The 26,000-nt window shown below is 72.1% G+C and carries 16 protein-coding genes, 1 tRNA gene, 1 rRNA gene and 1 pseudogene; 6 read left to right on the top strand and 13 right to left on the bottom strand.

Annotated features, from left to right (window positions below; genetic code table 11):
* The first annotated feature begins 25 nt into the window (after nt 1-25).
* Together ACF059_RS08170 and ACF059_RS08165 are read left to right on the top strand one after the other, a co-directional pair.
* Nucleotides 26-4,615 (top strand): ATP-dependent helicase, encoded by a 4,590-nt coding sequence (locus tag ACF059_RS08170; RefSeq protein WP_392053194.1) that lies wholly within the window; start codon nt 26-28, stop codon nt 4,613-4,615.
* 171 nt (nt 4,616-4,786) lie between these two features.
* On the top strand, nt 4,787-5,449 hold the full coding sequence (locus ACF059_RS08165; RefSeq protein WP_392053191.1) for a hypothetical protein: 663 nt from the start codon (nt 4,787-4,789) through the stop codon (nt 5,447-5,449).
* Nucleotides 5,450-5,544: 95 nt separating this feature from the next.
* Here ACF059_RS08165 and ACF059_RS08160 read toward each other — a convergent pair whose 3' ends face one another.
* Nucleotides 5,545-6,252 carry an NADPH-dependent F420 reductase gene (locus ACF059_RS08160; RefSeq protein ID WP_392053188.1) on the bottom strand — a complete coding sequence of 236 codons (708 nt, stop codon included), beginning with the start codon at nt 6,250-6,252 and terminating at the stop codon, nt 5,545-5,547.
* A 186-nt stretch (nt 6,253-6,438) separates the two neighbouring features.
* Here ACF059_RS08160 and ACF059_RS08155 point away from each other — a divergent pair.
* The 3 genes and pseudogenes from ACF059_RS08155 to ACF059_RS08145 form a co-directional block, all read left to right on the top strand.
* Nucleotides 6,439-7,292: pseudogene (locus ACF059_RS08155) on the top strand (Fpg/Nei family DNA glycosylase); the annotation flags it as partial.
* Nucleotides 7,252-7,578, top strand: a complete 327-nt coding sequence (locus tag ACF059_RS08150; RefSeq protein WP_392056511.1) for a nuclear transport factor 2 family protein — start codon at nt 7,252-7,254, stop codon at nt 7,576-7,578. The pseudogene ACF059_RS08155 and the gene ACF059_RS08150, both read left to right, overlap by 41 nt.
* A gap of 32 nt (nt 7,579-7,610) precedes the next feature.
* Nucleotides 7,611-8,381, top strand: coding sequence for an SDR family NAD(P)-dependent oxidoreductase (locus ACF059_RS08145; RefSeq protein ID WP_392056508.1), 771 nt, complete (start codon nt 7,611-7,613; stop codon nt 8,379-8,381).
* On the opposite strand, the gene ACF059_RS08140 is transcribed toward ACF059_RS08145, so the two are convergent.
* From ACF059_RS08140 to ACF059_RS08100, 9 genes are all read right to left on the bottom strand, one after another.
* Nucleotides 8,329-8,646: a hypothetical protein gene (locus ACF059_RS08140; protein ID WP_392053185.1), complete on the bottom strand. Its 318-nt coding sequence runs from the start codon at nt 8,644-8,646 to the stop codon at nt 8,329-8,331. The two genes, ACF059_RS08145 and ACF059_RS08140, sit on opposite strands and share 53 nt — an antisense overlap.
* A 144-nt stretch (nt 8,647-8,790) precedes the next feature.
* Nucleotides 8,791-9,171 carry a helix-turn-helix domain-containing protein gene (locus tag ACF059_RS08135; protein ID WP_030012484.1) on the bottom strand — a complete coding sequence of 127 codons (381 nt, stop codon included), beginning with the start codon at nt 9,169-9,171 and terminating at the stop codon, nt 8,791-8,793.
* 109 nt (nt 9,172-9,280) lie between these two features.
* A complete protein-coding gene (locus ACF059_RS08130; RefSeq protein ID WP_361950634.1) occupies nt 9,281-9,790 on the bottom strand; it encodes a CinA family protein in 510 nt (169 codons plus the stop codon).
* 62 nt (nt 9,791-9,852) lie between these two features.
* A complete protein-coding gene (gene pgsA, locus ACF059_RS08125) occupies nt 9,853-10,509 on the bottom strand; it encodes a CDP-diacylglycerol--glycerol-3-phosphate 3-phosphatidyltransferase (RefSeq protein ID WP_361950601.1) in 657 nt (218 codons plus the stop codon).
* Nucleotides 10,506-12,011: a 30S ribosomal protein S12 methylthiotransferase RimO gene (gene rimO, locus ACF059_RS08120; RefSeq protein WP_366867901.1), complete on the bottom strand. Its 1,506-nt coding sequence runs from the start codon at nt 12,009-12,011 to the stop codon at nt 10,506-10,508. The genes pgsA and rimO overlap by 4 nt, the downstream gene beginning before the upstream one ends.
* Nucleotides 12,012-12,137: 126 nt before the next feature.
* The gene (locus ACF059_RS08115) at nt 12,138-13,031 is read right to left on the bottom strand and encodes a RodZ domain-containing protein (protein ID WP_392053180.1); all 894 of its coding nucleotides are present in this window, start codon (nt 13,029-13,031) and stop codon (nt 12,138-12,140) included.
* A 212-nt stretch (nt 13,032-13,243) separates the two neighbouring features.
* The gene (locus ACF059_RS08110; RefSeq protein WP_392053177.1) at nt 13,244-16,036 is read right to left on the bottom strand and encodes a DNA translocase FtsK; all 2,793 of its coding nucleotides are present in this window, start codon (nt 16,034-16,036) and stop codon (nt 13,244-13,246) included.
* 149 nt (nt 16,037-16,185) lie between these two features.
* Nucleotides 16,186-16,869 (bottom strand): two-component system response regulator, encoded by a 684-nt coding sequence (locus ACF059_RS08105; protein ID WP_392053174.1) that lies wholly within the window; start codon nt 16,867-16,869, stop codon nt 16,186-16,188.
* Nucleotides 16,870-17,166: 297 nt separating this feature from the next.
* On the bottom strand, nt 17,167-22,704 hold the full coding sequence (locus tag ACF059_RS08100; RefSeq protein WP_392053170.1) for a HAMP domain-containing protein: 5,538 nt from the start codon (nt 22,702-22,704) through the stop codon (nt 17,167-17,169).
* A gap of 192 nt (nt 22,705-22,896) precedes the next feature.
* Here ACF059_RS08100 and ACF059_RS08095 point away from each other — a divergent pair, with 192 nt between their 5' ends.
* Nucleotides 22,897-25,458, top strand: a complete 2,562-nt coding sequence (locus tag ACF059_RS08095; RefSeq protein ID WP_392056504.1) for a SpoIIE family protein phosphatase — start codon at nt 22,897-22,899, stop codon at nt 25,456-25,458.
* 22 nt (nt 25,459-25,480) lie between these two features.
* Here the strand turns inward: ACF059_RS08095 and ACF059_RS08090 are convergent, their stop codons facing one another.
* The 3 genes from ACF059_RS08090 to rrf all read right to left on the bottom strand — a co-directional run.
* Nucleotides 25,481-25,675: a hypothetical protein gene (locus ACF059_RS08090; RefSeq protein WP_392053167.1), complete on the bottom strand. Its 195-nt coding sequence runs from the start codon at nt 25,673-25,675 to the stop codon at nt 25,481-25,483.
* Between the two features lie 151 nt (nt 25,676-25,826).
* Nucleotides 25,827-25,902: transfer RNA gene (locus ACF059_RS08085), tRNA-Thr, on the bottom strand.
* Nucleotides 25,903-25,907: 5 nt separating this feature from the next.
* A 5S ribosomal RNA gene (gene rrf, locus ACF059_RS08080) occupies nt 25,908-26,000 on the bottom strand; the annotation flags it as partial.

Genomic DNA, 26,000 nt, shown 5'->3' with positions numbered 1-26,000 from the left:
CAGTGGCCGGGTGCACGATGGGGGCATGGCAGGAGCTGCACTCGACTCGTTCTCCCCCGCGACCCGCTCGTGGTTCACGGGGGCCTTCGTCAGGCCCACCGACGCCCAGGAGGGCGCCTGGCGGGCCATCGCGGAGGGCTCGGACGTGCTCGTCGTCGCGCCCACCGGCTCCGGCAAGACCCTGGCGGCCTTCCTCGCCGCCCTCGACCAGCTCGCCTCGACCCCGCCGCCGGCCGAGCCGGGCAAGCGCTGCCGCGTCCTGTACGTATCGCCCCTGAAGGCCCTGGCCGTGGACGTGGAGCGCAATCTGCGCAGCCCGCTGACCGGCATCCGCCAGGAGTCCGTCCGCCTGGGCCTGCCCGAGCCGGAGATCCGGGTCGGGATCCGCTCCGGCGACACCCCGCCGGCCGAGCGCCGGGCGCTGGCCACGCGCCCGCCGGACATCCTCATCACCACGCCCGAGTCGCTGTTCCTGATGCTGACCTCGGCGGCCCGTGACGCCCTGGCCGGGGTCGAGACGGTGATCCTGGACGAGGTGCACGCGGTCGCCGGGACCAAGCGGGGCGCCCATCTGGCCCTGTCCCTGGAGCGGCTGGACGAGCTGCTGCCGCGCCCGGCGCGCCGGATCGGGCTGTCGGCGACGGTCCGGCCGGTGGACGAGGTGGCCCGGTACCTCGCGCCGCGCGGCAGGGTGGAGATCGTCCAGCCGCCCTCCACCAAGGAGTTCGACCTGTCGGTGGTCGTCCCGGTGCAGGACATGGGCGAGTTGGGGGGCTCGCCCGCCACCGAGGGCAAGGAGGGCGGCGACAGGCCGTCGATCTGGCCGCATGTGGAGGAGCGGATCGCGGACCTGGTGCAGGCCCACCGCTCGACGATCGTGTTCGCCAACTCCCGCCGTCTCGCGGAGCGGTTGTGCAACCGGCTCAATGAGATCGCCTACGAGCGCGCCGTCGGCGAGAAGCTGCCCGAGGGGGCGTCCCCGGCGCAGGTCATGGCCCAGTCGGGCGCCGCGCAGGGCGCGCCGCCGCTGCTGGCCCGCGCGCACCACGGCTCGGTGTCCAAGGAGCAGCGGGCGCTGGTGGAGGAGGACCTGAAGGCGGGCCGGCTGCCCGCCGTGGTCGCCACCTCCAGTCTGGAGCTGGGCATCGACATGGGCGCGGTGGACCTGGTGGTGCAGGTGGAGTCCCCGCCGTCGGTGGCCTCCGGCCTCCAGCGGGTGGGCCGCGCCGGCCACCAGGTGGGCGCCGTCTCCACGGGCGTGGTCTTCCCCAAGTACCGCGGCGACCTGGTGCAGGCGGCGGTGGTCACCGAGCGGATGCGCACGGGCTCGATCGAGTCCCTGCGGATCCCCTCCAATCCGCTCGACGTCCTCGCGCAGCAGCTGGTCGCGATGACCGCGATGGACACCTGGCAGCTGGACGACCTGATCGCCCTGGTGCGGCGGGCGGCCCCCTTCGCGGCGCTGCCGGAGTCCGCGTTCACGGCGGTGCTGGACATGCTGGCGGGCCGCTATCCGTCGGACGCGTTCGCGGAGCTGCGGCCCCGGGTGGTGTGGGACCGGGTGGCGGGGACGATCACCGGGCGGCCGGGCGCCCAGCGCCTGGCGGTGACCTCCGGCGGCACCATCCCGGACCGCGGGCTCTTCGGTGTCTTCCTGGCCGGTTCGGACCCGAAGAAGGGCGGGGGCCGGGTCGGCGAGCTCGACGAGGAGATGGTGTACGAGTCCCGGGTCGGGGACGTCTTCACCCTGGGCACCACCTCCTGGCGCATCGAGGACATCACCCGCGACCGCGTCCTGGTCACCCCCGCCCCGGGGGTGCCGGGCAGGCTGCCGTTCTGGAAGGGCGACCAGCTGGGCCGTCCGCTCGAACTGGGCCGCGCGGTGGGCGCGTTCCTGCGCGAGCTGGGCGGCCTGTCCGAGGAGGACGCCCGGCTGCGCCTGCTGGCGGCGGGCCTGGACGCCTGGGCCGCGCAGAACGTGCTGGCGTATCTGGCGGAGCAGCGCGAGGCCTGCGGTCACGTCCCGGACGACCGGACCATCGTCGTGGAGCGCTTCCGCGACGAGCTCGGCGACTGGCGGGTCGTGGTCCACTCCCCCTTCGGCGCGCAGGTGCACGCCCCGTGGGCGCTGGCGCTGGGCGCCCGCCTCGCCGAGAAGTACGGCATGGACGCGCAGGTGATGCACGCCGACGACGGCATCGTGCTGCGCCTGCCGGACGCCGACCTGCTGTCCATGGACCTCCTGGACCACGACCCCGCCGGAGCCCCCGCCTTCGAGTTCGACGACGAGCAGGCCCCGCTGGGCGCGGCCGACGTCGCCTTCGACCACGGTGACATCACCCAGATCGTCACCGACCAGGTGGGCGGCTCGGCGTTGTTCGCCTCCCGTTTCCGCGAGTGCGCGGCCCGCGCCCTGCTGTTGCCGCGCCGCAGTCCGGGCAAGCGCACCCCGTTGTGGCAGCAGCGCCAGCGTGCGTCCCAACTGCTGCAGGTGGCCTCGGAGTTCGGTTCGTTCCCGATCGTGCTGGAAGCCGTACGCGAGTGCCTCCAGGACGTCTTCGACGTGCCCGGCCTGACCGAGCTGATGGGCGACATCGAGGCGCGCCGCGTCCGCCTGGTCGAGGTCACCACCCCGGAGCCCTCCCCCTTCGCCCGTTCCCTCCTCTTCGGGTACGTCGCCCAGTTCCTCTACGAGGGCGACTCGCCCCTCGCCGAGCGCAGGGCGGCCGCGCTGTCGCTGGACTCCCGGCTCCTGGCCGAGCTGCTGGGGCAGGCCGAGCTGCGCGAGCTGCTGGACGCGCAGGTGCTGGAGGAGCTGGAGCGCGAGCTCCAGTGGCTCACCGAGGACCGGCGGGCCAAGGACCCCGAGTCGGTCGCCGACCTGCTGCGCATGCTCGGCCCCCTCACGGAGGGCGAGCTCGTCGAGCGCGGGGCGGATCCGGCCTGGCCGCAGGAGCTCGCCGCGGCCCGCCGCGCCATCCTGGTCCGGGTCGGCGGCGCGGACCACTGGGCGGCGATCGAGGACGCGGGCCGGCTGCGGGACGCGCTGGGCACGGCGCTGCCGGTCGGGGTCCCGGAGGCCTTCACCGAGCCGGTCAAGGACCCGCTGGGGGACCTGCTGGCCCGGTACGCCCGCACCCACGGGCCGTTCACCACGGCCACCGCCGCCGCCCGCTTCGGCCTGGGCGCGGCGGTGACCGAGGGCGCCCTGCACCGGCTCGCCGCGGCCGGCCGGGTGGTCCAGGGCGAGTTCCACCCGGCGGGCATCGGCCAGGAGTGGTGCGACGCCACGGTGCTGCGCAGGCTCCGTCGCCGCTCGCTCGCCGCGCTGCGCCAGGAGCTGGAGCCGGTCCCGCCGACCGCGCTGGCCACGTTCCTCCCGCAGTGGCAGCACCTGGGCGGGGCCCTGCGCGGCCTCGACGGCCTGGCCCGGGCGGTCGAGCAGCTCCAGGGCGCCCCCGTCCCGGCCTCGGCGCTGGAGCGGCTGATCCTGCCGTCGCGGGTGGCCGGCTACTCCCCCGGCCTGCTGGACGAGCTGACCACCACGGGCGAGGTGATCTGGGCGGGCGCCGGGGCACTGCCGGGCAAGGACGGATGGATCTCCCTCTATCTGGCGGAGGCGGCCCCGCTGCTCCTGCCCCCGCCGCACCCGCTGGAGCAGAGCCCCCTCCACCAGGCGGTCCTGGCCTCCCTCGCGGGCGGCTACGGCCTGTTCTTCCGGCAGATCTCGCAGGCGGTCCGCGCCGAGTTCCCCGAGGCCTCCGACCTCGCGCTGTCCGAGGCCGTGTGGGACCTGGCCTGGTCGGGCCGGCTCACCAACGACACCCTGGCCCCGCTGCGCGCGCTGCTGGGCTCGGGCCGCACCGCCGGTTCCACCGCGCACCGGGCCCGGCGCACGGTCCCCCGGGGCCGGTACGGCACGCTCAGCGCGACGGCGTCCCGTACGGGCCCGCCCACGGTCTCCGGGCGCTGGTCGCTGCTGCCGTCCGCGGCCCCCGACCCGACCCACCGGGCCCACGCCCTGGCCCGCACCCTGCTGGACCGGCACGGGGTGGTGACCCGAGGGGCGGTCGCCGCGGAGGGCGTGGAGGGCGGCTTCAGTGCGGTGTACCGCGTCCTGTCGGCCTTCGAGGACAGCGGGCAGGCCCGGCGGGGCTATGTGGTCGAGGGGCTGGGCGCGGCGCAGTTCGCGATGGACGGCGCCGTGGACCGGCTCCGGGCGGCCGAGCGGACCCCGCCCCCGCTGGCGGCGGTGGTCGTGGCGGCCGCTGACCCGGCGAACGCGTACGGCGCGGCCCTGCCCTGGCCGGAGCCCCCGGCGGGGGCCACCCACAAGCCGGGCCGCAAGGCGGGCTCGCTGGTGGTGCTGGTCGACGGCGAGCTCACCTTGTATCTGGAGCGCGGCGGCAAGACCCTGCTCGCCTGGCCGGAGGCCGGTGATCCCCGCCTGGCCGCGGCCGTGACGGCCCTGGCGGCCGCCTCCCGCGCGGGCACCCTCCCGGCCCTGACGGTGGAGCGGATCAATGCGGCGGCCTCCCTCACGTCCCCGCTCGGGCCGGCTCTGGAGGCGTCCGGTTTCCACGCGACACCGAGAGGACTGCGTCTGCGCTCCTGACCGCCACGAAACGGCATCACCTGTTCCGCTGATGTCTTGGGCATGTCACAAGACCGTCGCCAAGGGCCACCTGGGCTGGAACGGGCGCTTATTCATCCCTTATCAAGATGATCACAGGCATCACACAGACGATGCACCGTCATGGGGGACAGAAGAGTGAGCACCATCAGCATGCGTGGAACCACCCTGGGCGCGGTCGCCCTGGCAGTCGCCGGCACCCTGGCCCTGACCGGCTGCAAGAACGGAAACGAAGAAGTGGCTCCGGCGCCGCCGAGCCAGTCCGCCGGCGCCGGCACCCCGAGCGCCGCCTCCAGCGCCCCGGCCAGCCCGTCGGCCGGCGGCAGCGAGGCCCCCGCCGGGGCCGCGGGCACCGCCAAGTCCGGTCAGGCGTTCAAGCTCGGCGAGACCGCCACGGTCCCGTTCGACTACGGCAACAACAAGGGCGGCACGATCGCCCTCACCGTCACCACGGTCGAGCAGGGCAACCCCTCCGACCTGGACTCGCTGAACCTCGGCGACAAGGTGAAGGGGATGATCCCGTACTACGTCCGCTACACGGTCAAGAACGTCGGCACCACCGACCTGTCGTACTCCTCGGTGGGCCACATCAAGGGCCTGCTCCCGGACGGCAGCGAGGCGCAGGGCGTCGCGGTCATCGGCAAGTTCGAGAAGTGCAAGGACGACTCGCTGCCGAAGGGCTTCACCAACGGCCAGAGCCAGGCCGGCTGCGCCATCGCCCTGGCCCCGTCCGCACAGACCAAGGTGGTCGGCGCCCAGTACTGGGGCAACCCCTACAACAGCCTGAGCAACGGCAAGCCCCTCACCTGGAAGTAACGGGCCGCCTCTGAAGGCCCTCCACCCTTGCCACCACGAGCCCCCGCGACGGCGCCCCGCCGCGGGGGCTCGCCGTGTCCCGCCCAAGCTCCCCGTCAGCGCATCACCTTGATGCCGAACCGGCCGCCGCCCAGCGCGAACTGGATCGCGCTGTGCAGGTGGGTGTACATCTCCATGCCGCGCGCGGAGACGAGGGGACCGAGGTCGAGGACGTCCCGCCAGCCGTAGGCCCTCAGCAGCTCGGTGACCTGCGCCTTGGCCTCGTCGTCGTCACCCGCGATGAACATCGTGTGGTCCCCTCCGGCCACGGCCTTCGGGTCGACGGCGGTCTCCTGCTCTTGGGTCACGCAGGCCTTGACCACCCTGACCGCCGGGAGGGCGCGCTGGATCCGCTCGCCCAGACTGTCGTGGTCCACCGGGTCCAGCGCGGGCATCACTCCCCAGGGCGTGGGCCAGGGGTGGGCCTGCTCGGGGTTGTAGACGAAGGGGACGGCGTAGTCCATGAGGGTCTTGCCCGCCAGGTGCTCACCGATGCCGCTGAGCACGCGCACCGCGTTCGCCCCGTCGATCCCGTTGATGACGAAGTCGGCGGCGCTCGCGGCGGCGTCGAAGTTCAGGAGCTCGATCCCCGGGTGCTCGGCGAGCCACTGTCCGAAGGGGTCGATGCCCATGAAGTCGGTTTCGTTGCGGCTGAGGGTGACCTCGGAGTCCCGGGTGCCGACGTACACCTCGTGACCGAGTCCCAGCAGCCTGGCGGCGTGCGCCCGGCCTCCGCCGCCGGTTCCGAGGACTGCGACCTTCATGCCGGTGCTCCCTTCCCGTTCGGGCGGCTGCCGCCCGCGCTCGCCTCAGGACCCGTGACGGCCCACGGGCCATTGAAGACCGCGACCGCGACCGGCGCGGTCCGCCGCGCCGCACACGCGCGCCACGGCACGCACACCACGGCGCGCACCACCGCACGCACAGCACCGCACGCGCACAATGAGGACATGCCCGAAGGAGACAGCGTCCGGCGCGCCGCTGACCGGCTGCACGCGGCCCTGGCCGGCCGCCCGCTCACCCGCAGCGACCTGCGCGTGCCACGGCTGGCCACCACCGACCTCACCGGCCGGACCGTCCTGGAGGTGGTACCGCGCGGCAAGCACCTCCTGGCCCGGATCGAGGGCGGGCTGACCCTGCACAGCCACCTCCGCATGGACGGCGCCTGGCAGGTCTTCGCCACCGGCGAGCGCTGGCACGGCGGCCCCGCCCACGAGATCCGGGCCGTGCTCGGCACCGCGCAGTACACGGCGGTCGGCTACCGCCTGCCCGTCCTGGAACTGCTGCGCACCGCCGAGGAGGACCGGGCCGTGGGGCACCTCGGCCCCGACCTCCTCGGCCCCGACTGGGATCCCGACCGCGCCGTCGCCAACCTGCGCTCCGCCCCCGAGCGCCCCCTCGGCGAGGCCCTGCTCGACCAGCGCAACCTCGCCGGGATCGGCAACGTCTACAAGGCCGAGCTCTGCTTCATGGCGCGGGTCACCCCCTGGACGCCCGTGGGCGACGTCCCCCCGGCCACCCTCGTCAAGATCCCGGGCGCCGCGCACCGCCTGCTCGCCGCCAACATCGGCCCCGGCCACCATCCCCGCAACACCACCGGAATCCGCCGGCCCGGCCAGGAACTCTTCGTCTACGGTCGCGCCCACCGGCCCTGCCTGCGCTGCGGCGCGGCGATCCGCGAGGCCCCGCAGGACGACCGCCCCACGTACTGGTGCCCCCGCTGCCAGAGCGGCCCCGTGGGCGGCGACCCCCGGGCGGCCGTACTGGCCTTCAACGACCGCATCACCGCCCACGACCTCGACGGCCTGGCCGCCCTGATGTCACAGGACCACACCTTCGTCGACGCGGCCGGGACCGTCCTCGCGGGCAAGCAGGCCTGCCTCGACGCCTGGCGGAGCTTCTTCGCCGCCTTCCCCGACTACCGCAACGTCTTCACCTCGGTGGTCGCGCACCACGACGTCGTCAGCGCCGCCGGCCGCTCCGAGTGCTCCGAGCCCCGGCTCGCCGGACCCGCCCACTGGACCGCCACCGTCCAGGACGGGCTGGTCACCCGCTGGCACGTGTACGAGGAGCCCCGTCCGCCCAGTTGACGCCCCGTCAGATCCCCTCGTACCGTCCCGGCATGCCCACACCCACAGCCCCGTACGACCTCACCGGCCGCACCGCACTGGTCACCGGCGCCGCCAGCGGCATCGGCCGCTCCACCGCCGTCGTCCTCGCCGCCGCGGGCGCCCGCGTGCACTGCGCGGACCGCGACGAGAAGGGCCTCGCCGAGACGGCCGCCCTCATAGCCGAGGCCGGCGGCAGCGCCCGGGTCCACGTCCTCGACGTCACCGACCGGGCCGCCCTGCGGGCGGCCGTCAGCGCGGCGGGGCCGCTCGACATCACCGCCGCCATCGCCGGCGTGATGCACACCAGCAGCGTCCTGGAGACGACCGACGAGGACCTCGACCGCGTTCTGGACATCAACTTCAAGGGGGTCCTGCGCACCTGCCAGGAAGCCGCCCGCTCCATGATCGCGGCGGGCCGCCCCGGCTCGATCGTCACCATGGCCTCCGGCGCCGTGGACGCCGCCCAGCCCGGCCTGCTCTGCTACAGCGCCGCCAAGGCCGCCGTCGTCCAGCTGACCAAGACCCTCGCCACCGAGGCCGGCCCGCACGGGATACGCGTCAACGCCGTCGCCCCGGGGTGGATCCGCACGCCGATGACCGGCCGCCACAGCCCCGAGGTCCAGGAGCAGACCGAGGCGGCGATGATCCGCATGTCCCCCCTGCGCCGGGTCGGAGAGCCCGAGGACATCGCCCAGGCCGTGCTCTACCTGGCCTCGGACGCCTCGTCCTTCATGACGGGCCAGATCCTTCGCCCGAACGGGGGAGTCTCGATGCCGTGGTGACGCCGTCGCCAGGTCCCGCCTCACCGCCGGAGCCCGCTTCACCGCCGGGCCCCGCCTCCGCTGCCCGCCTCCGGGCCCTGCGCGCCGGCTCCGGCACACAGTGCACCGGCAGCAGCCCGAGTCCCCAGCCGCCCACCGCCACCGCGCCCTCCACCGCCCCCGACTCCTCGGGGGCCAGCACCAGCCGCAGCACGGCCCACCACCACAGCGCACCCACCGCCAGCGCGAGGGCCAAGGCCGCAGGTATGCGCAGTAACCGCCGCACGGCCACCTCCCAGGGGCCAGGACCCGTACGGGCCCCATCCTCCCGCACGGCCCCCGCCACCGCACCCAGAACGGCCGGGAGCCCCGGCCGGTGCCTCAGGCACCGGCCGGGGCTCCGGCCACGCTCATACGCTCACGTACTCGCTCACGCGGCTACGACATTCACCGCTTCCGCAGGTGCCTTGATGGTCACCCGCTCCGGCCCACCCGTGACCGAAGCCATGGAGACCGAATTGAGCATCGGGCGGACCGGCACGCTCACCGGTTCGCTAGCCGCGGCCGACTGTGCCAGCTCGGCCAGCGACAGTTCATCGCTGACTTCGCGCATCAGCTCGGACATCCGTACGTCCAACGCGTCGCAGATCGCGGAGAGCAGCTCGGAGGATGCCTCCTTCTGCCCCCGCTCCACCTCGGAGAGATAGCCGAGCGAAACTCGGGCCGACGAGGAGACTTCGCGCAGAGTACGGCCCTGGCGCTGGCGCTGCCGACGCAGCACGTCACCCAGCAGGCGACGGAGCAGAATCATCGGTGGCTCCCTCCTCTGACCGTGTAGCCGCATCCTTCACGCCCCACCGTACCGCCTCGCGCCGCGGCCGTGCGGGGAGCGATGTCGTGTTCACTCAGGGCTGCAAACATCAAATCCCCCCGTTCTGTTCCGTATCCTGCCTCCGCGCATTCTCACGCAGTTGGCCTGAGAGAAGTTCCAGTACTGTGCGTGCACTCTCCCTACGAATTTCCGTACGGGAGCCTTTCAACCTCAACAGGGCCGTTTTCCTGCCCCCCGGACCGTCCACGGCGACGAAGACGGTGCCCACCGGCTGCCCGTCCTGCGGCTGCGGACCGGCCACCCCGGTGGTCGCGATTCCCCACGAAGCGCCCATCAGCTGCCGCACACCGGCCGCCATCTCGGCCGCGACCTGCGCGTTCACCGCGCCCTCGGCCTCCAGCAGTGCCGCGTCCACCCCCAGGACCCGGTGCTTGACCTGCGTCGCATAGGCCGTGACCGAGCCACGGAAGGACAGCGAGGCACCGGGGACGGCCGTGATCTCGGCGGCCACCATGCCTCCGGTCAGGGATTCGGCCACGGCGAGGCTCTGGTCACTCTCCGCGAGCAGCCGCAGCACATCCGCAGCCACTCGGGCCACTGTGCCCTCTCCCGCCTCCGCGGCACCGGCTTGCGCCGCCGCGGAACTCCCCGCCGCGTACGTCACCGCTCGGCCCGCTCCGCGGCGAGACCTTGGCGGCGCAGCACGACCGCCTGGCGGATGTAATCCAAACCGGTGACGACCGTCAGCACGACGGCCACCGCCATCACCCAGAAGCGCAACGTCGCCAGCGGTCCGGTCAGCGCGAGCACGTACATGCCCAGGGCCGTGCCCTGGGCCAGGGTCTTCAGCTTGCCGCCGCGGCTGGCCGGAATCACGCCGTAGCGGATGACCCAGAAGCGGAGCAGCGTGATCCCGAGCTCCCGCCCGAGGATCACCCCGGTCACCCACCAGGGGAGGTCACCGAGCCAGGAAAGACAGATCAGCGCCGAGCCCATGATCGCCTTGTCGGCGATCGGGTCGGCGATCTTGCCGAAGTCGGTGACCAGGTCGTACGCCCGGGCCAGGTGCCCGTCGAAGATGTCCGTGATCATGGCGACGGCGAAGGCCGCCCAGGCAAGCGCCCGCCAGACGGGGTCGTAGCCCCCGTCGGCGAGCAGCAGCAGGACGAATCCCGGCACCAGGACGAGCCTGATCATCGTCAGGATGTTGGCGATGTTCCACAGGCTGGCCTGATTGACGGCCGCGGCCCCCAGCTTCGCGCCGGGCGCGGGCCGGCGGCCGGTCCCGCCCGCCGCAGATGCCGGGACTCCGGTCATCCGGCCGCCTCCTCGAGGTCCATGCCCAGGGGCTCGGCCACCAGGTCCACACCCAGGGTGCCGACCACCTTCGCCGTGACGATACGCCCGGGGACCAGGCCCGCGCCGTCGGTGAAGACGACCTGGCCGTCGGTCTCGGGGGCCTGGTGGGCGGCGCGCCCGTAGGCGCCCTCGCCCTCCTCCGCCTCGTCGAGCGGGACGACCGTCTCGACGAGTACCTCCAGGGTCTCGCCGATCCGCTCCTCCGCGCGCTGCGAGGTGAGCTCCTCGGCGAGGCGCTGCATGTGGGCCAGGCGCTCGGCGATGGTGTCCTCGTCCAGCTTGTGGTCGTAGGTGACGGCCTCGGTGCCGTCCTCGTCCGAGTAGCCGAAGACGCCGATGGCGTCGAGGCGGGCGTGGGTGAGGAAACGCTCCAGCTCGGCGAAGTCCGACTCCTTCTCGCCGGGGAAGCCGACGATGAAGTTGGACCGGACGCCGGCCTGCGGGGCCTTGGAGCGGATGGTGTCCAGCAGCTCCAGGAACCGGTCGGTGTCACCGAAGCGGCGCATGGCGCGCAGCACGTCGGGGGCCGAGTGCTGGAAGGAGAGGTCGAAGTACGGCACGACCTTGGGGGTCGAGGTGAGCACGTCGATCAGGCCGGGGCGCATCTCGGCCGGCTGGAGGTAGCTGACGCGCACCCGCTCGATGCCGTCCACCGCGGCCAGCTCCGGCAGCAGGGTCTCCAGCAGGCGGATGTCGCCGAGGTCCTTGCCGTACGAGGTGTTGTTCTCGGAGACCAGCATGACCTCCTTGACGCCCTGCTCGGCCAGCCAGCGGGTCTCACCCAGCACGTCGCTGGGACGGCGCGAGACGAAGGAGCCGCGGAAGGACGGGATGGCGCAGAAGGAGCAGCGCCGGTCGCAGCCGGAAGCGAGCTTCACGGAGGCCACCGGACTCTTGTCCAGGCGGCGGCGCAGCGGCGCGCGCGGCCCGGAGGCGGGCGCGATCCCCTCGGGCAGGTCGGCGGGGGCCTCGGCCGGCTCCTCGGCGGGTGCCTGGGCGTGGCCCGGCAGGGCCACCGTGGCGCCCTGGCGCTCCGCCGGGCTGATCGGCAGCAGCTTGCGCCGGTCGCGCGGGGTGTGGGAGGCGTGGATGCCGCCGTTGAGGATGGTCTGGAGGCGGTCGGAGATGTCGGCGTAGTCGTCGAAGCCGAGCACGCCGTCCGCCTCGGGCAGCGCTTCGGCGAGCTCCTTGCCGTAGCGCTCGGCCATGCAGCCGACGGCGACGACGGCCTGGGTCCTGCCGTGATCCTTCAGATCATTGGCTTCCAGCAGGGCGTCTACGGAGTCCTTTTTGGCGGCTTCGACGAAGCCGCAGGTGTTGACGACGGCTACGTCCGCATCGGCGGCGTCCTCGACGAGCTCCCAGCCATCCGCCGCCAAGCGGCCTGCGAGCTCCTCCGAGTCCACCTCGTTACGGGCGCAGCCAAGAGTGACAAGGGCGACGGTACGGCGTTCGGGCATGGACTCAAGACTACTTCGTCCCGGCGTCGGCCCCTGCCGCACGTCCCCGCACATCGAGATCCCCGGAGTGCGGCGCTGCACTCCGGGGATCCGGATTCAAGCCTTCCGCCCTAGGGCGGCCTCGGGTCAGCCCGCCTGGGGCTGGTCCTGGAGGGGGTCGGCCTTGGTGTATGTGAGACGTTCCACCTGACCGGGCTGGAAGTTGTCCTTGATCTCCTTGCCGTTCACGAAGAGCTTCACGGCCCCGGCGTCGCCGAGCACGAGGTCGACGGACTCCTTGTCCGTGAAGGTCTTGGACTCGCCCTGCATGAGGGTGCCGTCGAAGAGCAGCCGGCCGGTGGAGTCCTTCGCCGAGATCCAGCTCTCGCCGGTGTCCGCGGTCAGGACGACCGTGACGAGGTCCTTGGGCGCGGCGGCGATGGCGCTGTCCGAGGGCTCCGGCTTGGGAGCCTGCGGGGTCTGGGGCGCGGCGGGCTTCCCGCCGGTCTGCTGGGGTGCCGCGGGCTTCGGGGAGGCGGAACCTTCCGCCACCGGCCGCTTGCCCTTCTCGTCGCCGCCGCTGAAGGCGGTGAAGCCCACGAAGCCGATCACGGCGACGATCGCGGCGACCATGGCGGCGGTCCAGTTGGGCCGCTGCCGTTCGGGGCGGATGCGCTCGGCGTCGAACATCGGTGCGGCGGGCGTGGGTGCCGGCCGACCGCCGTGGGCCGCGTCGTAGGCATCGACCAGGGGTACCGGGTCGAGGTGCACGGCGCGGGCGAGCGTACGGATGTGACCGCGGGCGTAGACGTCGCCGCCGCACCGCGTGAAGTCGTCACTTTCGATGGCGTGCACGATCGGGATGCGCACGCGGGTGGTGGAACTGACCTCGTCGACGGTGAGCCCGGCGGCGATCCGGGCCTTCTTGAGGGCCGTCCCGATGGACGGTCCTTCGACGGAGCGTTCGACGAGCCGGTCCTCGGACCGGTCGTCGGTCGAAGGACGCTCTTCTTCGGGGGAGTTGGAGTTGCCGATGGACACGTGGGCGCCTTTCGAGCGTGTAGCCACCTGCTGGATGTCCAGTCTAGGGGGGTGACGAAAGGGTGGAGCAACCGGAGGGTGCACTTCCTACGCCATCCGAATGGCGACGGGAGGCGCGTCCCGGTCGGTGCGGCGGCCCGGCGCAGTGCGCAGTGCCGCCACCTCCCTTCAACGGGACGCGCGCCCCGGGGAAACGGTTGCCCGTGATGTGGCTACGGATGCGCTTCCCCGCGGATGACGGCGAGCACGCCGTCCAGCTCGTCGGCCTTCAGCAGGACGTCGCGCGCCTTCGAGCCCTCGCTCGGGCCCACGATCCCCCGCGATTCCATCAGGTCCATGAGCCGTCCGGCCTTCGCGAAGCCCACCCGCAGCTTGCGCTGGAGCATCGAGGTCGAACCGAACTGCGTGGAGACCACCAGCTCCGCCGCCTGGCACAGCAGGTCCAGGTCGTCGCCGATGTCCTCGTCGATCTCCTTCTTCTGCTTCTGCCCGACGGTGACGTCCTCCCGGAAGACGGGCGCCATCTGGTCCTTGCAGTGCTGCACGATCCCGGCGATCTCGTCCTCGGTGACGAAGGCGCCCTGGAGCCGGACCGGCTTGTTCGCGCCCATCGGCAGGAACAGCCCGTCGCCCTTGCCGATGAGCTTCTCCGCGCCGGGCTGGTCCAGGATGACCCGGCTGTCGGCGAGCGAGGAGGTGGCGAAGGCCAGCCGCGAGGGCACGTTCGCCTTGATCAGGCCGGTCACCACGTCCACCGAGGGCCGCTGGGTGGCGAGCACCAGGTGGATGCCGGCCGCGCGGGCCAGCTGGGTGATGCGCACGATCGAGTCCTCGACGTCGCGCGGGGCCACCATCATCAGGTCGGCCAGCTCGTCGACGATCACGAGCAGGTACGGGTACGGGCTGAGCTCGCGCTCGCTGCCCGGCGGCAGCTTGATCTTGCCGTCGCGGATGGCCTGGTTGAAGTCGTCGATGTGCCGGTAGCCGAAGGCGGCCAGGTCGTCGTAGCGCAGGTCCATCTCGCGCACGACCCACTGGAGCGCCTCGGCGGCCCGCTTGGGGTTGGTGATGATCGGCGTGATCAGGTGCGGGATGCCCTCGTACGCCGTGAGCTCCACCCGCTTGGGGTCCACCAGCACCATCCGGACGTCCTCCGGTGTGGCGCGGACCATGACGGAGGTGATCAGGCAGTTGATGCAGGAGGACTTGCCGGAGCCGGTGGCGCCGGCCACCAGCACGTGCGGCATCTTGGCGAGGTTGGCCATGACGTAGCCGCCCTCGACGTCCTTGCCGAGCGCGACCAGCATCGGGTGGTCGTCCTCCGCCGCGTCCGCGAGGCGCAGGACGTCGCCCAGGTTGACCATCTCGCGGTCGGTGTTCGGGATCTCGATGCCGACCGCCGACTTGCCCGGGATGGGGCTGATGATCCGCACGTCCGGCGAGGCCACGGCGTAGGCGATGTTCTTGGTCAGCGCCGTGATCCGCTCGACCTTCACCGCCGCGCCGAGGGTGACCTCGTACCGGGTGACCGTCGGGCCGCGGGTGAAGCCGGTGACGTCCGCGTCGACCTTGAACTCGGTGAAGACGTTGCGCAGCGAGGCCACCACGGCGTCGTTGGCGGCGCTGCGGGTCTTGCCCGGCCCGCCCTTCTCCAGCAGGTCCAGCGAGGGCAGGGCGTACGTGATGTCCCCGCGCAGCTGGAGCTGCTCGGCGCGCGGCGGCAGCGACTGGGGCTGCGGCGGGGCCTTGGTCAGATCGGGCACCGACAGCGTGCCCGAGGCCGCGGCGGTGGTGGCGTGCGGCTCCTCGGCCGGCGCCGGGGCAGCCGCAGCGGCGGCCGCAGCCGGTACGGGGCGCTCCCCGCGGGCGGTCGGCACCGGGGCGGTGGGCTCCGCGCCCTCCCGCTCCACGGTGATCCCCTGCGTCAGGTCGGCGACCAGCGGGGAGGGCGGCATGCCTCCGTAGACCACCCCGTCCAGCGCGGCGGCGGCCGCCGCGGCCACGTCGACGGCGTCCATCTCGCGGTCCCCGGCCGGGCGGGCGGCGGCCCTGCGCGGCCTGCGCCGCCGGGCGAGCGCCTCCTCCTCCACGGCGTCCACCGGGTCGGCGAAGTCCGCGCCGGGCCCGCCGCGGGCCCGCCACTGCTCGGGGTCGTGGCGCTCCCGCCGCTCGGGGGCGGCGCCCTCGCCCTCCTCGTAGCCCTCGTCGTACTCGTTGGGGGCGATGACCCCGAGCCGGATGCCCAGCCTGCGCAGCCGCTGCGGGATCGCGTTGACCGGGGTCGCGGTGACCACCAGCAGCCCGAAGACCGTGAGCAGCACCAACAGGGGCACGGCCAGCGGCGCGCCCATGGTGAAGATCAGCGGCTTGGAGGCGCCCCAGCCGATCAGCCCGCCCGCGTCCTGCATGGCGGCGGTGCCCTCGTCCCGGCCGGGCGCCCCACAGGCGATGTGGACCAGGCCCAGGACTCCGATGACGAGAGCGGAGAGCCCGACGCCGATGCGGCCGTTGGCGTCGGTCTGCTCGGGATGGCGGATGAAACGGACCGCCATGACGCCCAGCAGGATCGGAACGAGCAGATCCAGTCGTCCGAAGGCGCCGGTGACCAGCATGGTGACCAGTTCCCCGACGGGACCGCTCAGGTTCGACCAGGTTCCGGCGGCGACGATCAGCGCGAGGGCGAGCAGCAGCAGCGCCACGCCGTCCTTGCGGTGGGCCGGGTCGAGGTTCCTGGCCCCCTGGCCGATGCCGCGGAAGACCGCGCCGACCGCGTGCGCGCAGCCCAGCCACACGGCGCGCACCAGCCGCACCACACCCCCCGTCGGGGAGGGCGCGGGCTTGGCCGCGGCCTTCTTGGCCGGGGCGCGCTTGGCGGGCGCGGCCTTCTTCGCGGGGGGCTTGCGCGCGGGGGCCGTCTTCTTCGCCGGCGCCGTCGTACGGCCGGTGCGGCCCTTCGCGGCGCCCGCGGCGCTCTGGGAACCCTTGCCGGACGTACGTGAGGCCATGGGCCCGAGGTTACCGGTGCGCGTGCCGGTGGACACGCGTGCCCACCCCTTCACCCGTTCGTGTCGTCGGCTCGGCCGGCGCTTTGACGCACCGCGTCCGCGCCGTGACGCACCGCCAGACCCGGTGCGGGCGCGGTCAGTTCCCGACGTCAGTTCTGCGAGGGCAGGACCGGAGCTCCTCCGGCGGTCCCGGGCTCCAGCGCGTCGAGTGCCCGCCGCAGTCCGGTGAGCTTGCGCTCCAGATGGGCCGCGGTCGCCACCGCGCCCGCGTCGGCCGAGTCCTCGCCGAGCTGCTTGGTCAGCGCCTCGGCCTGCTCCTCGACCGCCGCGAGCCGCGCGGAGAGCTCGGCCAGCAGTCCGGCCGTCTCCTTGCTGCCGTCCACGCCGTTCGAGCTGCCGCCCTCCAGCTGGAGACGCAGCAGGGCCGCCTGCTCCCGCAGTTGGCAGTTCTTCGTATACAACTCGACGAAGACCGAGACCTTGGCCCGCAGCACCCACGGGTCGAAGGGCTTGGAGATGTAGTCCACCGCGCCCGCCGCGTAGCCGCGGAAGGTGTGGTGAGGACCGTGGTTGATCGCGGTCAGGAAGATGATCGGGATGTCCCGGGTCCGCTCCCGCCGCTTGATGTGCGCGGCCGTCTCGAAACCGTCCATCCCCGGCATCTGCACGTCCAGCAGGATGACCGCGAAATCGTCCGTCAGCAGCGCCTTGAGCGCTTCCTCCCCCGACGACGCCCGGACCAGTGTCTGATCGAGCGCGGAGAGGATGGCCTCCAGCGCCAGCAGATTCTCCGGCCGGTCGTCGACCAGGAGGATCTTGGCCTTCTGCACCATGCCCTGTCCTCCTCGCCCCGGCACGGGGCCTCCCCGGCTCCTGGCTCCGGCCTGTGCGCCGGGCCCCGCCCCAGAGGACGGCATCCTTGCGCCGTCCGTCCTTGTGCCGGTCATCGTAGCCCCAGTCCCGAGATCGCCACACCCTGTCACCAGGATGTCACTGTGCACGTAGGTCGTGTCCTCGGACAGACCTATCAGAAACGTGGGGGGAGAGCAGAAGGTTCCCCGTTTACGGGGGTCCCACACCGCCCCGGCCACAGCCGGTCGCCCAGGGGGCTCCTTCCGCTCTCCCGGCGGTCACTTCCCGCGCATCCACTGCTCCATCACCGACAGCAGGTAGTCGGGGTCGACCGGCTTGGTGACGTAGTCGGAAGCCCCGGAGTCGATCGCCTTCTCCCGGTCCCCCTTCATGGCCTTGGCCGTCAGGGCGATGATCGGCAGCCCCGCGAACTGCGGCATCCGCCGGATCGCCGAGGTCGTCGCGTACCCGTCCATCTCGGGCATCATGATGTCCATCAGCACGACGGTCACGTCGTCGTGCTGCTCCAGGACCTCGATGCCCTCCCGGCCGTTCTCCGCGTACAGCACGGCCAGTCCGTGCTGCTCCAGCACGCTGGTGAGCGCGAAGACGTTGCGCACGTCGTCGTCCACGATGAGCACCTTCTCGCCGTGGAAGTCGTACGTGCGCGGCGCCGCCGGAAGCTCCTCCTCCGGGTTGGACCAGGCGTCCTGCGTACCCGTCGCGTTCGGCTGTCCGGGCACCGCGGTGCGCGGCTCCAGGTCGCTCAGCGCCTTGCGCCTCCGCCGGAACAGCGCGGACCCGCCCCCCTGCCCCTGCCCGGCCGGTTCGGCCGCCGACGGGCCGGGACGCGCCTGCTGCGGCTGCGCCGGCGGCAGGGCCGGCGCCGATCCGCCCGGCGCCACCGGCCGCGCGGTCCGGGCCCCGTCCAGGGACCGGCGGTAGAGCTCGCCGCGGCCGCCGCCGGGCGTGGGCGGCGCGTAGCCCTGCGGGGGCAGCTCGCTCGGGTGCAGCGGCAGGTACAGCGTGAAGGTGGACCCGCGGCCCGGTTCGCTGGCCGCGTGGATCTCGCCGCCCAGCAGGCGGGCGATCTCCCGGCTGATGGACAGCCCCAGACCCGTGCCGCCGTACTTGCGGCTCGTCGTCCCGTCCGCCTGCTTGAAGGCCTCGAAGATCACCAGCATCTTGCTCGCCGCGATCCCGATCCCGGTGTCGGTGACCGAGAAGGCGATCAGGTCCGCGTCGGCCTCCCGCAGCGAACCGGCCTCCAGCAGCTGCTCGCGGATCGCGAGGGGCACATCGGCGCCGGCGGGCCGGATCACCAGCTCCACCGCCCCGCTGTCGGTGAACTTCACCGCGTTCGACAGCAGGTTGCGCAGCACCTGGAGCAGCCGCTGCTCGTCGGTGTGCAGGGTCGCGGGCAGCTCCGGGGAGACCCGCACCGAGAAGTCCAGGCCCTTCTCCGCCGTCAGCGGCCGGAAGGTGGCCTCCACGTAGTCCACGAGCTGGACCAGCGCGATCCGGGTCGGAGACACGTCCATCTTCCCGGCCTCGACCTTCGACAGGTCGAGGATGTCGTTGATCAGCTGGAGCAGGTCGGAACCCGCGCCGTGGATGGTCTCGGCGAACTCGACCTGCTTCGGCGAGAGGTTCTCGTCCGCGTTGTCCGCGAGCAGCTTGGCGAGGATCAGCAGCGAGTTGAGCGGGGTCCGCAGCTCGTGCGACATGTTCGCCAGGAACTCGGACTTGTAGCGCATCGAGACCGCAAGCTGCTCGGCACGCTCCTCCAGGACCTGCCGGGCCTCCTCGATCTCGGTGTTCTTCACCTCGATGTCCCGGTTCTGCTGGGCCAGCAGCTCGGCCTTCTCCTCCAGCTCCGCGTTGGCCGCCTGAAGGGCCTTCTGCCGGTTCTCCAGCTCGTCGGAACGCTCGCGCAGCTGCTCGGTCATCTCCTGCGACTGCTTGAGCAGCATCTCCGTCTTGGAGTTGACGCTGATGGTGTTGACGCTCGTACCGATCATCTCGGCGATCTGGCTGAGGAAGTCCTTCTGGATCTGCGTGAAGGGCGTGAAGGAGGCCAGCTCGATGACGCCCAGCACCTTGCCCTCGAAGAGCACCGGCAGCACGATCACGTGCGCCGGCGGCGCCTCACCGAGACCCGAGGAGATCTTCAGGTAGCCCGGCGGGGTGTTCTCGACGAGGATCGTCCGCTTCTCCTCCGCGACCGTCCCGATCAGCCCCTCCCCCGGCCGGAAGGACATCGGCATCTGACCGCCCGCGTACGCGTAGCTCCCGCGCATCCGCAGCTCGTACGAGCCGTCCGCGCCCCCCTCGGTCCCGATCTCGGTGGTGCCCCCGGTCGGCAGCGCCAGGAAGAAGGCGCCGTGCTGCGCCGAGACCACGGGAGTGAGCTCGCTCATGATCAGCGAGGCCACGTCGTCGAGCTCCCGGCGGCCCTGCATCAGGGCCGAGATCCGCGCCAGGTTGCCCTTGAGCCAGTCCTGCTCCTTGTTGGCCAAGGTGGTGTCGCGCAGGTTGACGATCATCGTGTTGATGTTGTCCTGGAGGACCTGGATCTCGCCCGCCGCGTCCACGTCGACCTTCAGGCTCAGGTCGCCGCGGGTCACCGCGGTGGCGACCGCCGCGATCGCGCGCACCTGCCGGGTCAGGTTCCCGGCCATCTCGTTCACGGACTCCGTCAGGTCCCGCCAGGTGCCGTCCACGTCGCGCACCCGCGCCTGGCCGCCCAGGATGCCCTCGGTACCCACCTCGCGGGCCACCCGCGTCACCTGGTCGGCGAAGGAGGACAGCTGGTCGACCATCGTGTTGATCGTGGTCTTCAGCTCCAGGATCTCGCCCCGGGCGTCGATGTCGATCTTCTTGGTCATGTCGCCCTTGGCGATGGCGGTCGTGACCATGGCGATCTGCCGCACCTGTCCGGTGAGGTTGGAGGCCATGAAGTTCACCGAGTCGGTGAGGTCCTTCCACGTCCCCGAGACGCCCGGCACGTGCGCCTGACCGCCGAGGCGGCCCTCCGTGCCTACCTCGCGCGCCACACGCGTGACCTCGTCCGCGAACGACGACAGGGTCTTCACCATCGTGTTGACCGTGTCGGCGAGCTGCGCGACCTCGCCGCGCGCCTCGACGGTGACCTTCTTCGTCAGGTCGCCGTTGGCGACCGCCGCCGAGACCTGCGAGATGTTGCGCACCTGGGAGGTCAGGTTGTTCGCCATGAGGTTGACGTTGTCGGTCAGGTCCTTCCAGATGCCCGTCACTCCCCGCACCCGGGCCTGACCGCCCAGAATGCCCTCGGAGCCCACCTCGCGGGCCACCCTCGTCACCTGCTCGGCGAACGACGACAGCTGGTCCACCATCGTGTTGACGGTCGTGACCAGTTCGAGGATCTCGCCCTTCGCGTCGACGGTGATCTTCTTGGAGAGGTCGCCCATGGCCACCGCGGTGGTCACCTCGGCGATGTTGCGCACCTGCGACGTCAGGTTGTTCGCCATGAAGTTGACGGACTGGGTGAGGTCCTTCCAGGTACCGGAGACACCCTTCACCTCCGCCTGGCCGCCGAGGATGCCCTCGGTACCCACCTCGCGGGCCACCCGCGTCACCTGCTCCGCGAAGTTCGAGAGCTGGTCGACCATGGTGTTGAGGGTGTTCTTCAGCTCCAGGATCTCGCCCCGGGCGTCCACGTCGATCTTCTGCGACAGGTCACCGCGCGCGACCGCCGTGGCGACCTGCGCGATGTTGCGCACCTGCGAGGTCAGGTTCCCGGCCATGCCGTTCACGGAGTCGGTGAGGTCGCGCCATACGCCGGCCACCCCGGGCACCTGCGCCTGGCCGCCCAGCCGGCCCTCCGTACCCACGTCCCGGGCCACCCGGGTCACCTGCTCCGCGAAGGCCGACAGCTGGTCGACCATCGTGTTGATGGTGTTCTTCAGCTCCAGGATCTCGCCCCGGGCGTCCACGTCGATCTTCTGCGACAGGTCACCGCGGGCCACCGCCGTCGTCACCTGGGCGATCTGGCGCACCTGGGAGGTCAGGTTGCCGGCCATGAAGTTGACGGAGTCGGTGAGCTCCTTCCAGGTACCGGACACCCCCTCCACCCGCGCCTGGCCGCCGAGGCGGCCCTCCGTACCCACGTCCCGCGCCATCCGCGTGACCTGGTCCGCGAAGGAGGACAGCTGGTCGACCATCGTGTTCACGGTGTTCTTCAGCTGGAGCATCTCGCCGGAGACGTCCACCGTGACCTTCTGCGACAGGTCGCCGTTGGCCACCGCCGTCGTCACCTGCGCGATGTTGCGGACCTGCCCGGTGAGGTTGCGGAAGGCCGTGTTCACCGAGTCGGTGAGGTCCTTCCACGTCCCCGCCGCACCCGGCACCTGCGCCTGACCGCCCAGCTCACCCTCGACGCCGACCTCACGGGCCACACGCGTCACTTCCGCACCGAAGGACTGGAGCTGGTCCACCATCGTGTTGACGGTGTTCTTCAGCTCCAGCATCTCGCCCGCCACGTCGACCGTGACCTTCTGCGAGAGGTCGCCGTTGGCCACCGCCGTCGTCACCTGCGCGATGTCGCGCACCTGCGTCGTGAGGTTGCGGAAGACCGTGTTCACCGAGTCGGTGAGGTCCTTCCACGTCCCCGCCGCGCCCGGCACCTGCGCCTGCCCGCCGAGCAGACCCTTCGCACCGACCTCGCTGGCCACGCGCGTGACCTCGTCCGCGAAGGTCCGCAGCGTCTCGGTCATCTGATTGATCGTTTCGGCCAGCTGCGCGACCTCGCCGCGCGCGCTGACCCGCACCTTCTGCGACAGGTCACCGTTCGCGACCGCCGTCGTGACCTGCGCGATCCCGCGCACCTGGGCCGTCAGGTTGCCGGCCATGGTGTTGACCGAGTCCGTCAGGTCCTTCCACACGCCCGCGACCCCGGGCACCTTCGCCTGGCCGCCCAGCTCGCCCTCCGTACCCACCTCGCGGGCGACGCGGGTCACCTCGGAGGAGAAGGACGACAGCTGGTCCACCATGGTGTTCACGGTGTTCTTCAGCTGGAGCATCTCGCCGGCCACGTGCACCGTGACCTTGCGCGACAGATCGCCCTTGGCCACCGCCGTCGTCACGAGAGCGATATCACGCACCTGAGCGGTGAGCCGGTACGCCATCGTGTTGACGGAGTCGGTCAGATCCTTCCAAGAACCCGACATTCCGCGCACCTGGGCCTGACCGCCGAGCTTGCCCTCGGTACCCACCTCCAGCGCCACGCGCGTCACCTCGTCGGTGAACGCGGACAGCTGGTCGACCAGGTTGTTGACCGTACGCCCGACCTTCAGGAACTCCCCGCGCAGCGGGTGCCCGACCCCCTCGGGGCTCTGCGTCCGCAGGTCCATCCGCTGGTCCAGGTCGCCCTCGGCCACCGCCGACAGCACCCGGCCCACCTCGGACACCGGCCGGGCCAGGTCGTCCACCAGCTGGTTCGAGGCGTCGATCGCGGCGGCCCAGGAGCCCTCGCACGCGCCCGTCTCCAGCCGCTCGCTCAGCTTGCCCTCACGGCCCACCATCCGCCGGACCCGGGACAGCTCACCGGTCAGGTGGAGGTTGCGGTCGGCGACCTCGTTGTAGACGGCGGCGATCTCCGCCATCACGCCTTCGCCGGACACCGTCAGCCGCTTGCGGAAATTACCGTCCCGCATCGACACCAGGGCCGTGAGCAGCCGGTTCAGCGCGGCGGTATCGACCTCCGTCGTCCCGCCGCGCCGGGAACGTCCGCCCTTCGGGCGCGTTCCCGTACGCCGCACCGCTGCGCCAGACTCCACCGTGTCCCTCCCGAAAGGGTCGACCACTGTTCCACCGGACACTTGAATCCTCACAACCCGGTTCTCCAAGCCTGCCCAGTGTTTCACCCTGGCCGAACCCGGCCATAACACTTCGGCACCATCGCACACCCGCCGCATCCCGTGGGTGGATTCCCCGACGACCGCACCACGCCGACCGCGAAGGTAAGTAACCTGGCACCCGATGTCCAACCGCGTCGAAGGAGACTTGTGATCACGGCACGGGCGGCTGCCAGTTTCGACCCCCTCGGGCGTTCGGTCGCCGCAGCTCGCGCGTTCGTCCGCGACACCCTGCAGGGCTGGGGCTTCGCGGACATCATCGACGACGCGGTGGTCCTCACCAGCGAGCTCGTCACCAATGCCGTGGTCCACGCCGGAACCCAGGCCGAGGTCCTGTGCCTGCGCTCCGAGGACGGCGTACGCGTGGAGGTCGCCGACCGGTACCCGGAGCGCGAGCTCCCCCTGCGGCCCCCCGGCGACCGCCCGTACGCCGACGCCGAGCGCGAGAGCGGCCGCGGCCTGATGCTCTGCGCCGCTCTCGCCACCCGCTGGGGCGTCGAGTACACGGCCACCCACAAGCACGTGTGGTTCCGCCTCGACCTCCCGGACCGGCCGGTCGGTACCCGCTCCGCGGGCCCCGTCGTCCCCGACCAGCTGCTCCCCCTCGCCGAAAGCCGCGTCCGCGTCGCCGTCCTCCAGATCGACTCGGCCGACTCCATCTCCGCCTGGAACGAGGACGCGGAGCACATCTTCGGCTACGCGGCGCAGAAGGTCGTGGGCCGCCAGCTCGCCGAGCTCGCCGCCTGGCCCCAGACGCCCGGCACCGGCACCGGCATCGCCGAGGCCCTGCGCCTGTCCCGCTGGGAGGGCAGCTACGGCCTGCGCGGCTCCGACGGCCGCGTGATCCCCGTCTACGCCTCCCACCTGCGGGTCCGCGACGCCCACGGCGAGCCGTCCATCGTCTGCCTCCTCGTCCACGACGACGAGCGCGCCCTCCTCCAGAGCCCCGCACGGGTCCCCAGCACCGACAGCGGCCACTTCGGCGACCCGCGCCCCACGGACCCCTTCGAGGTCTTCATCGGCTCCCCCGCCCCCGACGACCTCGACGGACTCCTCCAGCGCACCGTCGAGCGGGCCCGCGACCTCCTGGACGCCGACGCCGCCTTCCTGCTGCTCGCCACCGACGACGAGACCGAGCTGGAGGTGCGCGCCACCACGGGCCTGCCCTCCACCCGCCAGCGCTTCGCCCGCGTCCCCGTCGAAGCCGGCACCAACCGGTACGGCTCCGCGCGCATGCCCGCCGTCCACGACGACCTCACCGCCGTCCCCGGAGCCGTCCCGCTCCTGGAGTCCACCGGCATGCGCTCCGCGGTCACCGTCCCCCTCAAGGTGGAGGGCCGGCTCACCGGCTCCCTCGGCGTCGCCGCCGAGACCCCGGGCCGCTACACGAACGAAGAGGCCCTGCACCTCCAGTTCGCCGCCGACCGCATCGCCCTGGCCGTCGAATCCGCCCGCCTCGGCGAGCTGGAACGCCTGCGCCGCGGCTCCCTGTCCTTCCTCGTCGAGGCCTCCGACCTGCTGGCCGGCACCCTCGACCGGGACCAGACCCTGGCCCTCATGGCCCAGATGACCGTCCCGACCCTCGCGACCTGGTGCGCCGTCTACACCATCGCCGACCAGTCCTCCGACCCGTACCTCTCCTACGTGCTGCACGAGGACGAGGAGCGCATCGACGACCTGAAGGACCTCCTCTCCGAGGTCAGCCCGCCCGAACCGGTCCGCGAGGCCGGCGCCCGCCCCTGGTCCGAGGCCGCGGTCGCCGTCGGCGGCGAGACGGTGGTCCTCCCCCTCCTCGCCCGCAACCGCGTGATCGGCATGCTCACCCTCGGCAAGCCGCGGGAGGAACACTTCCGCCAGGAGATCCTCGAACTCGCGGAGGACCTCTCCCGCAGGGCGGCCCTGGCCCTGGACAACGCCCGCCTCTACTCCGAGCGCACCGCCATCAGCCGCTCCCTTCAGCGCAGCCTGCTGCCGCCCGGCTCCCCCGCCGTCCCCGGCATGGAGGTCGAGGTCATCTACCGCGCGGCCGGCGAGGGCAACGAGGTGGGCGGCGACTTCTACGACGTCTTCCCGATCCGCGAGGGGGTGTACGGCTTCGCCATCGGCGACGTCTGCGGTACGGGCCCCGAGGCGGCCGCCGTCACCGGCCTCGCCCGCCACGCCCTGCGTCTGCTGGCCCGCGAGGGCCTCGGCGGCCCGGCGGTCCTGGAACGCCTCAACGCGGCCATCCTCGACGAGGGCGCCCGCAGCCGCTTCCTCACCCTCCTCTACGGCGAGCTCCACCCCCAGCCCGAGGGCGGCGCCCTCATGAAGGTCGTCTGCGCGGGCCACCCGCTGCCCTTGCGGCTGCGCCCGAACGGCGTGGTCGAGGCGGCGGCCGAGCCCCAGCCGCTGCTCGGGGTCATGGAGGACCTGTCCCTCTACGAGCAGACCCTCACCCTGCACCCGGGCGACGTCCTGCTCTGCGTGACGGACGGGGTGACGGAACGCCGCGAGGGCACCCGCATGCTGGGGGACGACGGCCTCGCCGAGGTCCTGACCACCTGTACGGGCCTCACCGCCGGCGCGGTCGCCTCGCGCGTCCTGCGCGCGGTGGAACGCTTCGCGGCCGAACCCGCCTCGGACGACATGGCCATCCTGGCCTTCCGCGTCCCGCACCAGCGCGAAGGCGACTGAGCCCAGCCGCCCCGGGCCGCTCCTACCGGAGTCGCGCCGACACGATCATGAACGACGGGGACGCCATCTCCGCGGCCCAGCAGGCCCTTCCGTCGTCGAGGACCGCGCCGGCGGGTGCCGGCGCGACGTCCGGCGGAATCGGCGGGCGTACGTCAGCGGCTTCCCGCCGGGGCGTCACGAGGACGAGCAGGCGGCGTCGGATCGTTGCGAGGGTCATGAGAGCGGTCCTTTCCGCAGATCGAGGTGCGTGCTCCCATTGCGCCCCGGGCGGCGGCCCCGGTCACGGCCCGAACAGTCGGGACTTGACACGACGCGAAACTGGCCACAACGCAAAAAGGCCCCCGCCAGAGGCGGGGGCCTTTTCATTGTGGAGCCCTTTAACGGAATCGAACCGTTGACCTTCTCCTTACCATGGAGACGCTCTACCGACTGAGCTAAAAGGGCGGGTTGTTCGGCGGCGTCCTACTCTCCCACAGGGTCCCCCCTGCAGTACCATCGGCGCTGAAAGGCTTAGCTTCCGGGTTCGGAATGTAACCGGGCGT

Origin of the sequence: Streptomyces sp. NPDC016562, from assembly GCF_043076955.1 — a bacterium.
In the GTDB taxonomy this organism is placed as follows: Bacteria; Actinomycetota; Actinomycetes; order Streptomycetales; family Streptomycetaceae; genus Streptomyces.
The sequence above is the reverse complement of the archived record's forward strand: the minus strand, read 5'-3'. Positions and strand labels throughout refer to the sequence as shown.

What these genes read in the sequence shown, in the direction of transcription:
- ACF059_RS08170 (WP_392053194.1), top strand. Translation starts at nt 26, where the DNA reads ATGGCAGGAGCTGCACTCGACTCGTTCTCCCCCGCGACCCGCTCGTGG.
- ACF059_RS08165 (WP_392053191.1), top strand. Translation starts at nt 4,787, where the DNA reads ATGCGTGGAACCACCCTGGGCGCGGTCGCCCTGGCAGTCGCCGGCACC.
- ACF059_RS08160 (WP_392053188.1), bottom strand. Translation starts at nt 6,252, where the DNA reads ATGAAGGTCGCAGTCCTCGGAACCGGCGGCGGAGGCCGGGCGCACGCC.
- ACF059_RS08145 (WP_392056508.1), top strand. Translation starts at nt 7,611, where the DNA reads ATGCCCACACCCACAGCCCCGTACGACCTCACCGGCCGCACCGCACTG.
- ACF059_RS08135 (WP_030012484.1), bottom strand. Translation starts at nt 9,171, where the DNA reads ATGATTCTGCTCCGTCGCCTGCTGGGTGACGTGCTGCGTCGGCAGCGC.
- pgsA (WP_361950601.1), bottom strand. Translation starts at nt 10,509, where the DNA reads ATGACCGGAGTCCCGGCATCTGCGGCGGGCGGGACCGGCCGCCGGCCC.
- rimO (WP_366867901.1), bottom strand. Translation starts at nt 12,011, where the DNA reads ATGCCCGAACGCCGTACCGTCGCCCTTGTCACTCTTGGCTGCGCCCGT.
- ACF059_RS08110 (WP_392053177.1), bottom strand. Translation starts at nt 16,036, where the DNA reads ATGGCCTCACGTACGTCCGGCAAGGGTTCCCAGAGCGCCGCGGGCGCC.
- ACF059_RS08105 (WP_392053174.1), bottom strand. Translation starts at nt 16,869, where the DNA reads ATGGTGCAGAAGGCCAAGATCCTCCTGGTCGACGACCGGCCGGAGAAT.
- ACF059_RS08090 (WP_392053167.1), bottom strand. Translation starts at nt 25,675, where the DNA reads ATGACCCTCGCAACGATCCGACGCCGCCTGCTCGTCCTCGTGACGCCC.